Source organism: Bradyrhizobium sp. WBAH42 (assembly GCF_024585265.1).
Taxonomy (GTDB): Bacteria; Pseudomonadota; Alphaproteobacteria; order Rhizobiales; family Xanthobacteraceae; genus Bradyrhizobium.
This window is the reverse complement of the sequence record NZ_CP036533.1, coordinates 7,768,719-7,783,670: the sequence shown is the minus strand read 5'-3', so window position 1 is coordinate 7,783,670 and position 14,952 is coordinate 7,768,719. Positions and strand designations below refer to the sequence as shown.

At 57.3% G+C, this 14,952-nt stretch carries 19 protein-coding genes; 12 read left to right on the top strand and 7 right to left on the bottom strand.

Features of this window, described 5'->3' with window-relative positions; all coding sequences use genetic code 11:
• The first annotated feature begins 98 nt into the window (after positions 1–98).
• The 5 genes from DCG74_RS36520 (at position 99) to DCG74_RS36500 (ending at position 3,964) form a co-directional block, all read left to right on the top strand.
• Complete coding sequence (locus DCG74_RS36520; RefSeq protein ID WP_172787565.1) at positions 99–590, top strand: hypothetical protein; 492 nt, start codon at positions 99–101, stop codon at positions 588–590.
• An 11-nt stretch (positions 591–601) separates the two neighbouring features.
• Positions 602–1,075, top strand: a complete 474-nt coding sequence (locus DCG74_RS36515; RefSeq protein ID WP_172787564.1) for a hypothetical protein — start codon at positions 602–604, stop codon at positions 1,073–1,075.
• Positions 1,023–1,541, top strand: coding sequence for a hypothetical protein (locus DCG74_RS36510; protein ID WP_172787563.1), 519 nt, complete (start codon positions 1,023–1,025; stop codon positions 1,539–1,541). The genes DCG74_RS36515 and DCG74_RS36510 overlap by 53 nt, the downstream gene beginning before the upstream one ends.
• Positions 1,542–1,548: 7 nt before the next feature.
• Entirely contained in the window at positions 1,549–2,913 is a 1,365-nt protein-coding gene (locus tag DCG74_RS36505) for a thiamine biosynthesis protein ThiF (RefSeq protein ID WP_172787562.1), read from the top strand.
• Between the two features lie 262 nt (positions 2,914–3,175).
• The gene (locus tag DCG74_RS36500; RefSeq protein WP_172787561.1) at positions 3,176–3,964 is read left to right on the top strand and encodes a hypothetical protein; all 789 of its coding nucleotides are present in this window, start codon (positions 3,176–3,178) and stop codon (positions 3,962–3,964) included.
• 178 nt (positions 3,965–4,142) lie between these two features.
• Here the strand turns inward: DCG74_RS36500 and DCG74_RS36495 are convergent, their stop codons facing one another.
• Positions 4,143–4,829, bottom strand: a complete 687-nt coding sequence (locus tag DCG74_RS36495; RefSeq protein WP_172787560.1) for a hypothetical protein — start codon at positions 4,827–4,829, stop codon at positions 4,143–4,145.
• Positions 4,830–5,135: 306 nt separating this feature from the next.
• Positions 5,136–5,543 (bottom strand): hypothetical protein, encoded by a 408-nt coding sequence (locus DCG74_RS36490; RefSeq protein WP_172787559.1) that lies wholly within the window; start codon positions 5,541–5,543, stop codon positions 5,136–5,138.
• A 364-nt stretch (positions 5,544–5,907) separates the two neighbouring features.
• Here DCG74_RS36490 and DCG74_RS36485 point away from each other — a divergent pair, with 364 nt between their 5' ends.
• The 4 genes from DCG74_RS36485 to DCG74_RS36470 all read left to right on the top strand — a co-directional run bounded on the left by DCG74_RS36485 (position 5,908) and on the right by DCG74_RS36470 (position 8,811).
• A complete protein-coding gene (locus DCG74_RS36485; RefSeq protein ID WP_172787558.1) occupies positions 5,908–6,483 on the top strand; it encodes a site-specific integrase in 576 nt (191 codons plus the stop codon).
• Positions 6,484–6,614: 131 nt separating this feature from the next.
• Positions 6,615–7,556: a hypothetical protein gene (locus DCG74_RS36480; RefSeq protein ID WP_172787557.1), complete on the top strand. Its 942-nt coding sequence runs from the start codon at positions 6,615–6,617 to the stop codon at positions 7,554–7,556.
• A 233-nt stretch (positions 7,557–7,789) separates the two neighbouring features.
• Entirely contained in the window at positions 7,790–8,362 is a 573-nt protein-coding gene (locus DCG74_RS36475) for a hypothetical protein (protein WP_172787556.1), read from the top strand.
• Positions 8,363–8,475: 113 nt separating this feature from the next.
• Complete coding sequence (locus tag DCG74_RS36470) at positions 8,476–8,811, top strand: DUF3768 domain-containing protein (protein WP_246708911.1); 336 nt, start codon at positions 8,476–8,478, stop codon at positions 8,809–8,811.
• Between the two features lie 27 nt (positions 8,812–8,838).
• Here the strand turns inward: DCG74_RS36470 and DCG74_RS36465 are convergent, their stop codons facing one another.
• Entirely contained in the window at positions 8,839–9,069 is a 231-nt protein-coding gene (locus DCG74_RS36465) for a helix-turn-helix domain-containing protein (RefSeq protein WP_172787555.1), read from the bottom strand.
• 101 nt (positions 9,070–9,170) lie between these two features.
• On the opposite strand from DCG74_RS36465, the gene DCG74_RS36460 reads away from it, so the two are divergent.
• The 3 genes from DCG74_RS36460 to DCG74_RS36450 all read left to right on the top strand — a co-directional run bounded on the left by DCG74_RS36460 (position 9,171) and on the right by DCG74_RS36450 (position 11,082).
• Positions 9,171–9,764 (top strand): DUF4339 domain-containing protein, encoded by a 594-nt coding sequence (locus DCG74_RS36460; RefSeq protein WP_306557985.1) that lies wholly within the window; start codon positions 9,171–9,173, stop codon positions 9,762–9,764.
• A gap of 97 nt (positions 9,765–9,861) precedes the next feature.
• Positions 9,862–10,668, top strand: a complete 807-nt coding sequence (locus DCG74_RS36455) for a hypothetical protein (protein ID WP_172787553.1) — start codon at positions 9,862–9,864, stop codon at positions 10,666–10,668.
• Positions 10,669–10,695: 27 nt separating this feature from the next.
• Positions 10,696–11,082, top strand: a complete 387-nt coding sequence (locus DCG74_RS36450; RefSeq protein ID WP_172787552.1) for a hypothetical protein — start codon at positions 10,696–10,698, stop codon at positions 11,080–11,082.
• A 373-nt stretch (positions 11,083–11,455) separates the two neighbouring features.
• On the opposite strand, the gene DCG74_RS36445 is transcribed toward DCG74_RS36450, so the two are convergent.
• From DCG74_RS36445 to DCG74_RS36430, 4 genes are all read right to left on the bottom strand, one after another.
• Positions 11,456–12,280, bottom strand: a complete 825-nt coding sequence (locus DCG74_RS36445; RefSeq protein ID WP_172787551.1) for a DUF5131 family protein — start codon at positions 12,278–12,280, stop codon at positions 11,456–11,458.
• Between the two features lie 17 nt (positions 12,281–12,297).
• On the bottom strand, positions 12,298–12,582 hold the full coding sequence (locus DCG74_RS36440; RefSeq protein WP_172787550.1) for a hypothetical protein: 285 nt from the start codon (positions 12,580–12,582) through the stop codon (positions 12,298–12,300).
• Between the two features lie 472 nt (positions 12,583–13,054).
• A complete protein-coding gene (locus DCG74_RS36435) occupies positions 13,055–13,555 on the bottom strand; it encodes a hypothetical protein (protein WP_172787549.1) in 501 nt (166 codons plus the stop codon).
• A 484-nt stretch (positions 13,556–14,039) separates the two neighbouring features.
• The gene (locus tag DCG74_RS36430; RefSeq protein WP_172787548.1) at positions 14,040–14,846 is read right to left on the bottom strand and encodes a hypothetical protein; all 807 of its coding nucleotides are present in this window, start codon (positions 14,844–14,846) and stop codon (positions 14,040–14,042) included.
• Between the last annotated feature and the right edge of the window lie 106 nt (positions 14,847–14,952).

Sequence of the window (14,952 nt, the reverse complement as noted above, 5' to 3'; positions counted from 1 at the left end):
CCGCCTTTCCGGGTATCCCCTGTTTTTTCGATCACCTCTTGAAGGGACGGAGAATGGCAAAGGGGCCGCACTCCTGATCCCAACAAGGAGTGCTGCACATGACTTCAATCGACGTCTTCTACCAGGGCGAAGGAATCCGCGAGATCGCGCATTTCGAAGCCAACCCGGAGCACAGCTTCGCCGCCATCAAGATCGCAATCATCGAGAAGCACGGTCTCGCCAAGGAGACCCTGATCTACCTCGAAGACCGCGACGAGCCGGTCGATGAGAGCTGCCTCGTCGGCGACCATGCCGGCCATTCCGGCATCAAGGCCCACCTGCACCGCTGCCGCCAGGTGGAAGTAGCAGTCACCTTCAACGGCGAGACCGTGCACCACGGCTTCGGACCCGGCACGACCGTGACGCGGGTGAAAACCTGGGCGGCCGAGAAGAAGTTCGGCATGACGCCGCAGGAGGCGGGCGAGCACGTGCTCCAGATCGCCGGCACCAAGGACCGGCCGGATCCGGGCACGCATTTGGGCACGATCGCATCCTGCCCGGCGTGCAAGATCGCTTTCGATCTCGTCCCCAACGAGCGCGTCAACGGCTAGGGAGCGGCGTGATGAGTCTCCCGGATGAGCGGGCGTTCCGCGCCGACGTCGGAAAGGCCACCTTCCGCCTCGCCCAGGCGGAAGGCCGCTGGCGCTTGATCGGCATCGCCTGGCCGCACGTGTTGATCGCCGTCACCGCGGCCGATGGCCGCGCTTATGTTCTCCGCTTCAACTGCGCCGGCTACCCGCAGCAGCCGCCGACCGGCGGGCCGTGGGATCCCGACAAGAACACGGTCCTGCCCGCCGCTCGCTGGCCGCGCAGCAAGGGCGGGCGGCTCGGCACCGTGTTCCGCCTCGACTGGAAAGGCGGCACCGCGCTGTACCTGCCCTGCGACCGCGAGAGTATCGCCGGCCACGACAACTGGCGGAACGAACTGCCCTCGAAAATCTGGCGGCCGGCCGCCGGCATCAACCAATACCTGGAGCTTGTACATGAACTTCTCAATTGCGCAGACTATTGCACGCCTTTGGGCACCGCGGCATGAGATCTCCTGCTCATGGTTCTTGTGGCGTCGCCTGTGCGCGAAGCTGCGTGAGCGCGGCCGGAACTCGACCCGCGAAAGCGGCGCGTTCCTGCTCGGCTACCGGGCGGACGGCCGGGCCCGTATCAACGATTTCATCCTGTACGACGATCTCGACCCGCACGCGCTCGACACCGGCATCGTGCATTTCGACGGCCGGCATTTCGGGACGCTCTGGGACATCTGCAAGCAGCGCGGCATGAGCGTCGTTGCCGACGTGCACGTGCATCCTGGCGGCGCGGGGCAGAGCAGCTCCGATCGCGATCACCCGATGATCTCGCGCGCGGGGCACATCGCATTCATCCTGCCTGACTTCGCCCGGCCGCCCGTACGGACGGAGTCGGTCGGCATCTACAGCTACCTCGGCGGCAAGCGCTGGCAGACCGTGCCGGATGCGGCCCGCCGCATCTTCTTCCACATCGGATTGTGAGGCCGCCATGACTGCATTCACCGCCGCCGATAAGCTGCACCGCCTGGTCAAACACGCGCTCGACAGCGGCACCGCGGCGAGCATCGCCGAGGCCGAAGCGCTCTTCGCCGGATACCGCCTTGCACTGCGCATCGGCGAGAACGCTGCCCGTGACCGTCATCATCAAGTCACGCTCCTGACCGCCGTCGCGCTCGCGCGGCGCGTCTTTCTGGGCGGCGTAAGCGTGTGGCCTCTGCCGGACACTCCGTTGATCGCCCCGCTTCCGTTAGGTGCCACGCTGGCCGAAGCGGTCGCGGCCCTTGGAGGCAGCATCGCCGAACCGGCGGTCGGCACGCCGGTGATCGAAATCGGCGGCACGCCGTCCGCGCGGTGCGCGCCCTTCCATGTCCGTGCCGTATTCGCCGGTTGGCGCGGCGGGATCGTTCCGGCGCCGGCCGAGGCGGCGCCCGCGCCTGCGCCCATCATGGCGCTCGCGCCGATGCTCGCCGCCGCGCTCGCCGTAAACGAAGCCTTTCTTCATGTGTCCGGCCATGTCGGCATCGCCGGGCGACGCATGGTAGGCTTGTCACTATGGGATCCATCGCCCGCGAGTGACTGGCTTGCAGACGCCGGAAACGAGCCGGCCCTGTCACTTCTGCCTGCACGGTTGTGGCTCATCGGCCTTGGGCATTTGGGCCAGGCCTATCTTTGGGCGCTCGGGCTGCTGCCCTTCGCCCGGCCGCAAGACTTGAGCCTGATCCTGCAGGACATCGACATCATCACGCCTTCGACCGAAAGTACGTCGATCTTGAGCGACGCCGCGCTGATCAACGTCAAGAAGACCCGCGCCATGGCCGCCTGGGCCGAGCGACGGGGATTTACGACGGCTATTCATGAACGGCTGTTCGACGCGTCGTTCCGGCGCCAGGATGATGAGCCCGCCGTCGCCTTGTGCGGGCTCGACAACGGCGCCGGCCGCCAGGCGCTCGATCAGGTTGGATTCGATTTCGTTGTGGAAGCTGGACTGGGCCGGGGACATCGCGACTTTCGTGCGATCCGGCTGCACACCTTGCCGGCCTCCCGCCCGGCGTCGCAGATCTGGCGCGGTGCGCAGGCCGACGATCAGGTCGAAGACCGGCCTGCATACAAGGGCATGCTCGCGAGCGGTGCACTCGATCGCTGCGGCGTCACCCTGCTCGCCGGGAAGGCCATCGGCGCGCCGTTCGTCGGCGCCGCCGCGGCGACGCTAGCCTTGAGCGAAGTGCTACGCCTGTTGCATGGCGGCGTCATCCACGAGCTCATCGATGTCGATCTCAAGGTGCCGGAATATCGCGAGGCGGTTCTGACGCGGAAGAATTTCAATACGCTCAATCCGGGCTTTGTGCCAGTTTAGTCATTTCCTAGATGATGGACTATTTCAACAAACGGTTCGAAACACCGAAGTCCTTGGGGGCTTTGGGCATATGGGAGAATATTCCAAGAAACTGGGACAGCCGCCAACGCTCAGCGGGTGCGTACTTACTGGCGAAACCAATGACGCCATGAGAAGCTCATCAGCCAAGAACTAGCAGGCTCTCGATCTTCTCCGGCCAAACACTGGATCTTGCCAAGACGCCCTCAGTGATCTTTCAAGTTGCAAGCAATCGAGCACGAAAATGTTTATTTCCGAGCACCTATCAAAATTTAAATCATGCTTTCCAGCGCCCCCGACCTTAGCTTTGCCAGAAGAAAATGAGGGACGAAGCCCCGAGCGCTGGTTCAAAGACATCGATCCGCGTCAACTGACTATGAGAGTTGGACCACTGCGTCCAACAACAAACCGGCCCGAACTTCTAGCCATGGCAACAGATCGTAGCGTTGGAACGCTTGAACTGTGCATTAGCGTACTTGCCTGGGGAGGTATGCATGGCAAAAATCGCGATCTTCTGTTCGAGCGGCCTTTAGAGCCATGGATCAGCATTGCTAATCGGATTCGTGACGACGAACTTAGTCGGTCTGAGTCATATGACGCGTTCGCCGCACTGAGATCTAGTGGCAACTCTGCAATTGTCGGGATGGGACCTGCGTACTTTACCAAACTAATTTACTTCTTAGCGCCCGCCGCCTCCTCCCGTGTCGCCAAAGGCTACATTATGGACCAGTGGCTTGGCTGCGCAATCAACCTTCTTACTGGCCGCCAGGTCGTCAAGCTCGACCAACATCTCACGTGGAAGCTCAAGAAAAACAAACCGGTGCTGCGCGCCGATTCATTCGTCAGCAACCTGAATACCGGCCAGGATTACGAGGCATTTTGTCAACTCGTTGAAGCACTGAGCGCCGAGCTGGGGACAGCTTGGACACCAGAATTGACTGAGCGCGCTCTAATTGCAGAAGGAGGACGGACACCCCATCCATGGCGGTCGCACGTCGTGGAACAGAGGCTCGCGACGATGTCAATTTGGTAATAGCTAGTGCGCATAAACGTCGCCCACCGGTATAACTGATAAGCAAACTCTCATTTCCTTATCAGCCGCACAGATTATTTGCACGCAAGCGCTGCTGCGTCAGATGAGGCAGACCGTGGGCTGGAGCTTATCTCCAGCACACGGCCCACTTAGCTGCGCTTCTTATAGGCGCCCAAATCTACAAGTCCCGCAACTGCGGCTCGAGATAATCGAATAATTCTTCAGCGACTCGCATCCGGATGAATTTGTGTCTAGCACGGAAAGCTAGCGCCCGCTTTGTCTCCTCGGATTCGCGCTTAATGTGCGCAGCTAATATGTCAGAGTAGTCACACTCGGGATCTCTGCCGATTCCGATTGGATCGTCATAATCAAACCACTTCAACATCTGTTCTGTCGCGCGTCCTTTCGGAAAGGCAACCGGCCTTCCTCGCCGATTAACGTCCTTGATCATTTCCCTGAAGAACAAAGGTGCCGTGTCGTAAAGCCATGGGGATGCAGCTCCTGTTGCCAGATCACTGACCTGATTCAAGAACGTCGTCTTGACGGTTTCGGGATCGTAAGCCATCGCCATCTCGGCCAGCTCGTTCAACAGGCGCTTTGTCAAGCGGTCCACGGTCATGGATAGGTCTACAATAGCACTAACATGGCCTTCGCGATTCCTTTTCCACATGCCATGATCGTAAAGCGAGTGAAGTTTTTTCCGGGGGAGCTTGTTCACCCGTTCTTGATCCACCAAAACGGCTTCCGCGAATCTAGCCAGGAGCTCTTTTATGTCTTTATGGGTGAGCGACTTTGCCGCCTTGGAGGCGTCGGCTTTGCCGCCCTGTACTAGTTTCAGATAAGTCGGCTTCTTAGAGCTTTTCATTTGCGATTTCCTTCGGCCGAGTAAGTCGGCCACCGCTGCAACGACGATCACAGCGGATTATTTTACAAGATTGCTTTCGCATCGCCCGAACAGTGCAAGCTCGGTGCTGTTGCCATGATTTGTCAGGACCCTCGACGCCCATCTACAACGGCATCGTCAAACTCCATCGACTAATAAGGAAATTCTGATTTCCTTATCAGTCGAGCGACGTGCCCCATTTCTCCAAACACAGCTCTCTGAAGAAAACTATAGAGGGGCAGGCTTGACGGCCTGCCCCAGGGAGAAGGCTCTCGACGCTCGGCTGAACTATCCGACCGTTAGCGCGCGGTCGGTCGTTTCAACAATGTAGTCACCTCGGTACTTTCCGATCCATAAGCCGTGTTCTTCTATTTGGTCCGCGAAATTTCGAAGGGTGTGCACAACATCGGAAGCACTCATTTCCGCGCCCGCCAGTATGATCAATTCGTCTCTAAGCGCACCATGCGGGATTGGCGGAACGAACTTTCCTCGACTTCGTCTCATCTCGCGGTACCCACGCGTCTCTTTCTTTTTTTCCTTTTGATCGGGTTCGTAGAGGGTCAGCTTGTAGTCGCAAAGTCGACTTCCGGAGCGCGTGCCCGGATACTCTACGACAAGAGCGGACGTGACGCCGAATATTTCCTTTCGCTCTTGCACGCATTGATCAAGCTCGATTTCTACCTTTTTGTCTTTCATAGTTCTCTCCTCGATTTCTTGCCTGCCCAGATACAGGCAGGTCACAGCTCGGTGCTCTGCCCGTGACAACGGTCACGGTCCCATCCTTTACAAGTTCATTTTCCGTCTTTGGCGCAGACAATCTCGCGGCTATTTCTGAAGTGGTTGAACTGCAATTTGCAGTCGCCATAAGCGACTACGTTGCCGCCAGCAGTCTGTGCACGCCGTGCGGCGCACTTTGCACATAATCTTAGGCAGGCGGAGCGCACTGCAGCTACGGACTGATAAGGAAATCTTGACACTCTATCAGTCACAGACACGCTAGATTTTCTCTTGCACGCAGAGCCTGATTGTCTAGAATCTTGCTGTAACTGGTTTAAGTACGATGGCCGGCAAGCAAGCTAAGACACTTTCGACTGATCATATCGACGATCTCTTGTTTTTCGCCGCGCGCTCTCGCCACCCACTTCGCAACCGCCTCATCGTCTTGCTTTCGGTCAAGGCAGGTCTTCGCGCAGCCGAGATCGCCAAATTGACGTGGGCGATGCTGCTCGATCCAAGCGGCGAAGTCGGCAGCACTCTTGAAGTTCGCGACGAGATCGCCAAGAAGCGCAGCGGCCGCTCGATTCCAATTCATCCTGAGCTTCGGCAAACTCTGATCGAGGCGCGGCAGCTGTCTCGAGGGCAAGGCCCCCTCATTCGATCTGAGCGCGGCGGCGCAATGACACCGATGAGCATCGTTGTCTGGTTTAGCCGCGCTTATGAGGAACTCGGGTTCGAGGGATGTTCGTCGCACTCGGGCCGTCGAACTTTCATTACGCGCGCGGCTCGCTCGGTTCACAAGGCAGGCGGTTCGCTGCGAGATGTTCAACTGCTAGCAGGTCACCGGTCAATCCAGACGACGCAGCGCTATATCGACGGGGATTCGGATGCCCAAAGGAGGCTAGTTTGCCTGATCTAGCTGCCAACGTCTCGAGACGGCGCATAACGAGGGACCCCTCCAGCGCAAGATCAGTCGTTACCAAGCAAAATTCCGATCCGCTGGGCCGAGCTGAAAGCTTGATCCGGACCGTCTGCGCTGTAGCGGGATCCATGTCGTTCCTCGACGAGATCGACGACGAGATTCGTAACGCGGGTCTAAATCGAGCTGTCGCCCTCGCCGACACGCCTCGGATTTTTGATTGGCTCGTTACGACCTTTAGCTTTCAGGGGATCTCGGACCGCGTCGCGCGCGACTACATCAACAAGCATGGCGCAGCATCGTGGTCGGCAATAGAAGCGAGCGAGAGGAATGCGCCTTCTTGTCCAAAACTGCGCAGCTACTGGCATTTCGAGGGCTGCCGATACGACAAGACCAGCTTCACCTGCGCGGAGCCCGATCACATAGATGCTTGCCCCCTGCCCAGTCCGCAGCTCCGCAACGGCCGACTGAACCAAACCGCATACTCGCTCTTCTTGTTCGTCCGCGACCTCGCTGACGGGGACTTGGTGCGCTGGATCGACGGCCAGCTGGACAGCGCGAAAGGTGAGACCACGTCCGAACTGGAAGCCGCACGGCAGGAAGCCTTGGTTGGTCCCCTTCGAAACATCTACGGTGTGTCGGACAAGATTTTGATGATGACGCTATCGACGCTCCTGATCGGTGCGCGCAAGCAACGGCCCATTTGGTTCGAAACCGGCAAAGCCATGATAAGCGTGGATACCTTAGTCCATAATTGGCTCATTAGGACCGGCATCCTGCACGACTGCGGCATCCCTCACGCCTATGGTGCTGCGTGCTATGGCCCGAGCGGCTGCGCTGAAATCATAAGGACCGTCGCTGACCGCATCGATGCACGCGCATGGAATCCTGAATTTCCGAAGCGATTTGCACGTTGGGTGCAGAACGCAATCTGGCGGTTTTGCGCAGGCGACGGCCTGAACCTGTGCAACGGCAACAGAATTGACGACCGGCGAGCCTGCCAGATCGGCTATTGCCACCTGTACCAAAGATGCAGCCGAACACCACTAAAATCACAAAAAAATACCATTTAATCAGTCACTTAGATCGGCATTGCGGCACATATTTTCTTGAGGTCGCAGCACGATTCATCTATACTCGCTTTACAAGGTCTAAAAACGACTTTGCAATTTATAGTGGAGACTAGTTCTGTGATTAAGTTGCCTCGGCGAGCACCTGGCTCGCCACCGTGGCCAAGCCACGACATCGCTAGAACCGCAGACCACGGGGCCCTATTGGGCCCCGTCTGCTTTTGAGGAGGAGAAACATGGGAAAGCAGCCAGAGAAAAAGACCGCCAGCGGACCAGATAAGCTCTTTGTCTTCGGCCTTGACGCGGACGGCAAACCACGGGGCGCCCGGTTTGCGGAGTTCAGCGAGAAAGTCGTTAGCGCCGCGGCACAAATGAAGTTGGCATCCGTGCACCCGGCCTCGCCAGCGGTCACCGAGATCGGAATGAAGCTGCCCGTGGGGAGGCTGTACGCAAGCGGCAAGGCATTCGTGCCGCCTATCCGGCGAGATCTCCTGGGCAAGCTCAAGGCGGCGCTCGAGGCGCCGGGAGACCAAAGCCACATTCACCAACCTGCGCCATCGCAAAGCGCCGAAAAGGCGAAGGCTGCGGGCGAGGCTGTTGCTGCTGGACTGCCGCGAACTTGGGAGAGCATCGAGGCGGGCCACTTGGTGCTCGTTGAAGACGATGATCCTGGCTATGGCTGGTGGCCTTGCTTGGTAACCGAGCGGAACAAAGACGTCTTGACACTTCGACTTCGCGACTATCCGGATAAAGGCACATACGTCCGTCACATTGCCCAAGTCGGCCTCTTGAATCCCGGTCCTACGTAAACGCCGCAGGTCAAAGCTCGGGCTACGGCCCGGGCTTTTGCACCCCGAACATGCCGGGCGCTGATCAACAGCGACCCAGGCAGAACCACCAATACAGAGATGGAGAAACAGCCATGTCCATGCAGACGGACACGGATCGCATTCGCGCGCTCAACGACGAACTTCGGCAGCACCTTCTCGGCGGCGGAGCCGTGATCACCACGGGGATCGCGGAACTAGGTGCTGAGGCGGTCAAACGTTTGGTCAGAACCATTGCGGTGTTCGACGACTTTTGCCACGCCAACGATCCCCACCAAGAGCACGACTATGGGGTCTTTGAATTCGAAGGCACCCGGGTCGCGTTCAAAATCGATTACTACGATAAATCACTTACCTTCCATTCGCCCAACCCGGCAGATCCCTCCGTCACCGAACGGATAATCACGATCATGAGGGCGGACGAATACTAGCGTCCTCGGTGTCGACCCAAATTATCTTCACTGCTCGCTCAAGAGCTTGACGAGCGGCACCGACAAAGCCTCAGCAATTCGAGCCATCGCCGAGAGGCTGGGGTTACGCCGCCCTCGCTCGATCCCGCCGATGTAGGTCAAGTCCAGATCAGCTTCGAACGCCAATTTCTCTTGGGTCATTCGACGCTGCTGGCGAATACGCCGGACATTCTTGCCAACGATGACGCGCCAATCCTGCATTGCCGGATGGAGCACCATCGGGCATATAGTCTCTAGGGACTATATTCCCTATTTGCGAGAATCGGGGTCAAAGCGAGAGCGACTTCCAAAAACCGTCTCTAGAAAAAGGAAAAGCCAAAGTGACTAAAGAACGCTCTGCACCACCGCCCCTGCCGGATCTCGGGGCCGCGACCCCGCCTACACCGAACGAGTGGTACTACGTCGTGAACGGCGGTCGGCGAGGCCCTATGACTGCTGACACCATCAAGGATCTCTTGAATAGAAAGCAGATCGAGAGCGACACCTCGGTCTGGCGAAAGGGAATGCCGGAATGGAAGCCTCTCCGAGAGAGCGACCTTCGTGATCTGGTGGCAGCCGAGCCTCCTCCAATTTCCTCCAAACACATTGGCAATGGCTACGTCTGGACACTCGCCCTCTTGCCTCTCGTTATAGGGGTGATCGAGGCTGTAGTGAGCGCCAGCAATCAGGACGCTGCCGTTCGCTCGTTGGCACTTGGATTTCCGTATCATCCGAGCAGAGGACTGCCGTACCAAGCGCCCCTTGCGGTCAACGCTCTGTTGGGCTGGCTCGATGATCGCAGACTACAGCAAGCGGGCTATGGCTCGCGGATAACCCGAGTAACAGCCGTGCTGCTCGCGCCGGCCTACCTGTTTCTGAGAGCGAAGCGCCTGAAGCAGCGCCCCTACTACGCGGTCCGTGGATCACCAGCATGATTGCGGGATTCCTCATCTACGCGTCCGTTGAAGGGTGACGTGGGCGCTCACCTGGTCCCGCATCTGCCAAATCCGTAACTCACACCAGAGATCACAAATGATGAAATGGATTGTATTGCTCTCAATGTTTGCGTGTTCATCGGCGTTCGCACAGACTCCGGCGCCCGACCCCCTAGCGGTGATCCGTGCGCAAATAATGCAGCACTGGTTTCCCGCCCCGCAGGTCGACCTTAACTATGCTGTCAGTTTCGACTTGGATCGAGACGGTAGGATTGTCGGTCAACCGGTGGTCGCCGCAACAAGCTACGATCAAGGACGCACCGCTGAAAGCCTGAAGTATGCCGTCCTGGGCGCACAGCCGTTCCTTTTGCTTCGGCCGGAGGATTACGAAAGCTGGAAGCACGTTACGACCACCTTCACTCGGGCGGACAAAAACTCGACGGACATTTATGCCTTTACAAAAAGGGAAATTTTGGGAGTTGCGACCGGTATGCCTGAAGCTGTGGCAAAGGCGGCGATGGCTGAAAAAGGATGCAGCGTTTCGTCACCCAAGCCGACGATCCTAGAGTGTACAATCAAGGGCAATCAGCTTGTCGCCCGATTGACAGAGAACATGTCGCCCAACGTGGTGGCGGCCGTATCTTACATCTTTCCATCTGGCGCACCGGCACAAGAACTCGTCGGGATAATCTCTGCCCAATTTCATACCCGGCCATTTAACCGGATTTGGCACCTCAGCAACTCTTCAACGATGGAGCTTAATCAGTATTCTAGCGAACCGCGATCCGCAAACTCCCCTGTTCCGTCATGGGTGCTCACTATCAACGAGCCTCGCTTTTTGGACCAAGATCAAAATGCCCGCCTGGACAAGCAACGGGCTGCAGTACCGCCTCCAAAGTTCTAACTCAAAGTTTTACGCACCGATGAGGGAATGAAAGATACCTCGTCGCTGCAACCACCTCTGCCGGGAGTTATGATGGGCCAAAAAGGAGAACCGCCGGAGGCAGACCAGGTCTACGTCCTCGGTTTGGATGAGAATGGAAATCCTCGTGGTGCTCGGTTCACCGTCCTAAGGGACAGCATCGTCTCCGCGGCCATTGACATGAACTGCCGGGTTCTAATCCGGCAGCCCCCCGAGGTGTGCGCGCTGGCCAGAAAACTGCCGCTGGGGTACGTGCTCGGCACCGGGAAGATAGTGAAGTTGTTGATCCCGAGACTTGGATACGATCTCTACAGACTGATTTTGAAAGCTTCGCGTATTGCTGTCCTCCAGGAAAAAACCAGCATCGTCGCTGCTATTTCGACAACCTCGCACTGAGTCTTTTTTTGACCGGCAATTCGCAAAAAACATGATTTGGGAGCGCACCAACAGCTACGAACGATTGCTAATGTTGAGACGGATATTAGCAATGAGCCAAATGAGCAACGGCGGTGGATCTGATAGCTCGCTGCTCGGCGAGACCAAACGATCACGGCAGAGTAAGCGCGAGTGGAAGACGCTGTGCGCCGAGGGGGCCTTGGCAATCCACGCAGAGTGCCCGTAGCTGCGAGCGCTACGGACGCTCGCCCGCTCCAGGTAGACACCGGAGCGGGCTCATGTTGTAGTCCGTGACCTCAATGCGTATCGCTGATGCGACCGCAGACATAAACATTGGGCACCATTCGCTTTCGAGGCCGCCCGCGAGATCCGCTTAAGGACTTTTATTCCGATCTGGGAATTCACGAACGAGCTTACCATCGACCAGCCCGCCACCCTTCCCCTCTGTATCGATCGCTCGTGCTTCACGAGCTGTCAGGCCTTTCTCCACCACAAGCGGATTGTTGTCGTAAGATCCCCACTGTTTGTGAAATGGCGCAACACCAAGGCGGCGGCAATCGGCGATAACGTCGCGAACCCAGTGCGGCCTCATTGAACGGGCCCCCGGACCGCTTTCTCCCCCAGCTATCAGCCAATCCGGCAAGAGCCCATTGGTCGGCAGCCGCACGGGCCCAAGAGCAGGTTCGTAAGAAATAAAGCGAATAGCCGCGGGTACTTTCTTTAGACGCTTCCACCGAAAATCAAACCGCGCCTGATCTTCGGCCGTTGTTCCGAGCCACACGTTGGGATACCCATCACGCCAATTGGAAGGCAGCATTTTTTCTATGTTTTCCGGCCTCTTCGTAAGCACCAGCCAATCTAATGCGTCGCACTTGCGGATTAAAGCGAACAAGTCTTTGCGCCACGAAGCATCAACCTGATTGTCGAAGACGTCAGCGAGCGAAGCGCAAAATACCCGCGGTCTATGGCCATTTGCCCTTTTAGCGGTGCCGGCTTGCGCGTTCCACTGGATAGGCTTTTTCCAATTTTGTTCTGACGTTCGTTTGCGCTCGCCGTGTGCGCCCCATTGCACCCTCTTGTAGCGGTGATCCATCATGGCTTCGGCATAGCAATTGTCACAGCCCGGCGACACTTTTTGGCACCCGATCCACGGATTGAACGTATGGTCGCACCATTCTATTTTAGAGTTTTCACCCATCACGAATCTCCAAAGGTTCAGAGCATCGCTCTGCCCGAAACAACGGTTTCGGTGGAATCCTTTACAAGTTCGGTCCAGCGGTTTGAGAGTTCCTTGTCAAACTCTGTGATGTGCCGAAGCACCACCCGCAGGTCTTCTCTGAGGTTCGCCAGCTTTCGGGCGAGGCCAGCGCATTCCCATAGCCTTGCCGTCAACTCGGCTAACCCTTCTGCCGAGCTCGTCCGCAAAATGAATGGCAAGTCGTCCTTTATCTTTCGCGCCTCAAACCTCAAACTCTCACCCTCTGCAATTACATCGAACAATTCCTCGATCTCATCGGGCAGCAGCGGACTTCTCTCGCAAGCTGCAATAGCTTGAGTAAGCTCCTGAATCAGGTGCGGAGTGCATTTGTTGGCATTTTCTTATCGCTCGGGCTCGGTATGCCTGTTCAGTCCGGCGAGGATACCGTCTCATGATCATTTCTCCGTTGGTTTGCCGCAGCATCGAGGCTGCATTCACAACGAGCATTTACAAGATCGCGAATGCCGTCCAGCGGTGGCGGGTTTCGAGCCCCGACACCTCACATCTGTGGGTGCGCGACGCCGGTGCGACTAGGTTGGCTGAACGCACGAGCCTGCTGTGGAGGATACCAGGGAAAAGACTTGGGCACCCGCGGCTGCCTAGAGAGCGCTTCTGGACCGTCATCCGCACGCTGGCCACCGAGGACATTGCCGGTGCGGAAGTTCGAACTTCCGCACCGGCAATGACAAACCCTCGGCCGAACTTAGCCAGCCCCTAGGCCAGATACTTGTCGACAAAGTCCATGGTGTTCCCTGCCTCATCAACCACGTCGATGCGCTTCTCTGACCTATCGAACTGACAGAATCCATCATCTTTCCCGCGGTACTGAAGTAATCCTAGCGCATGCAGCCCGAAGAGACGAAGAACGTAATCGGTCACCTGATTGATCGGCTCATGGTTCGTCTGCAGGAGGTCAGAAAACCCATCGACAAGCGTCGACATGGCTACTGGCGCTTCGATACGCTCTACTTCGTCCGGAATTCCGTGATCCTTCACGCCGAAACTGTTTCCCAGCTGACTCGATGGTCGCCACTTTCGAACCTTGCGCCCACCGTACTTTTCGCCTCTGGCGATGCCGCGGGCTGCTAGGCACCTCGTTATGAGGTGCATCCTTTGAGGTCTCGGCAAATTCGCGAACTCGGGATCGTGCATTAGTAGGCTGGCATCAAGAGTTCGGGCGATTTCAGCGATTATAGCGTCAAGCCTAACGTCCATTGAATTTCTCCTTGTTGGCCGCAATGCGCGGCTGGACAAGGTTGCTTTACAAGTTCGCCTGATACTTCTGCCGCTGCTCTCCAATCGCCTCCGCAGAAGAGTCACCGTACCGACACCGGCGCTCAACACCTAAGAAGTTTCACAAAACTCAGATGCCGCAGGAACGATCACGGAGCCTGTGCTGACGGTTGCTATTTGCTCGAATAGATCAATGATCCTCGGTTTGCTGCTCACAAGCACATGACAGTTTACATTATACACTGCAGCTCAACGAAGCCCCGGCCTTCGCTTCTCAGAAAAGTTCAATAGGCGAGACCATCGATTTCAGTGGCGGACAAATCCGTCACTCCCACCTCGTCCGCGACTGGGTATTGCTCGCAACCACGCTCTGGTAGTAGGGCTGGTCGGTGTCCACGACCTGAATTTGCTCAGGTCGTAGACCAGTCCGTCAGACCCTGTATGCCGGCTTAGCAGGGGCGCTCTTTCAGCGCACTTTCAGTGCGGGAAAGGCTGAATCGTTGCCGTGGCGGATCATCCGACCGAGGAAGCCTTGTTTATGCAGAAGGATCGCGAGTTCTGCCTGATGGTGCAATGACAACTCGTCGTTTTCCGTATCAGCGTTACCGCGGTCATCCGTAGATGGCCTTCGATTCTTGAAGCGTGCCTTGATGGTATAGGTAGCGGTTGACACCAAATCTTCGCGAAGTGTCTTCTGAGACTTTACGACCACCGGTCTTTTCACGTCGTCACTCTTTGGGTAGTGACGGCGGAAAGTGCTTTCGATTGGAGCTATCCCTCCTCCGCTGAAAAGAAAGTAGAGATGAGGGCACCATCTGGGAGGCCGGTCATCGTCAAAGTGCTTTAGATCGTAATCGATCCCGCCCAGGACTATAGGCTCGCTTATTGGGCCTCGGGCAATTTGTTTACGTACGCGATCTTTGAGCATGTCATAGTTAAAGCCGCCGAGATGCCCGACGTCGAACAGATCTGGCGGTACAACGCTTACCGTAAACCAGAACTCTGGGTCACGGGCCATGTATTCGGCCAGCGTTGAGCCCCACCAGCGACGAAAGGCGCGAAGGCAAACTGGACAGCCTGCTGAACGGCACTTGGTTAAGCCACATCCGTTGAGACGCTCGGCGAGCGTGCGGCCAGGCTCTCCGAATTCGAGAAGAGCCCTCGCCAATCTACGACGCCGGTCGTGAGTTTCATTCAGCGACTCGAACTTTCTTAGATGTTTTGCGGGATCGTAGTCTTCGTTGATATCAGCGGAATAGAAGTTGAATTTCATGATGATCTCGGAATTGATGGCTGAGAGTGAAGATCGCCGGATTTGATCCGTGCGACCTAGTCAACGCGATGGCGCGCTGCCGAGCTTCGCTTAAAGCGAAGCTCGG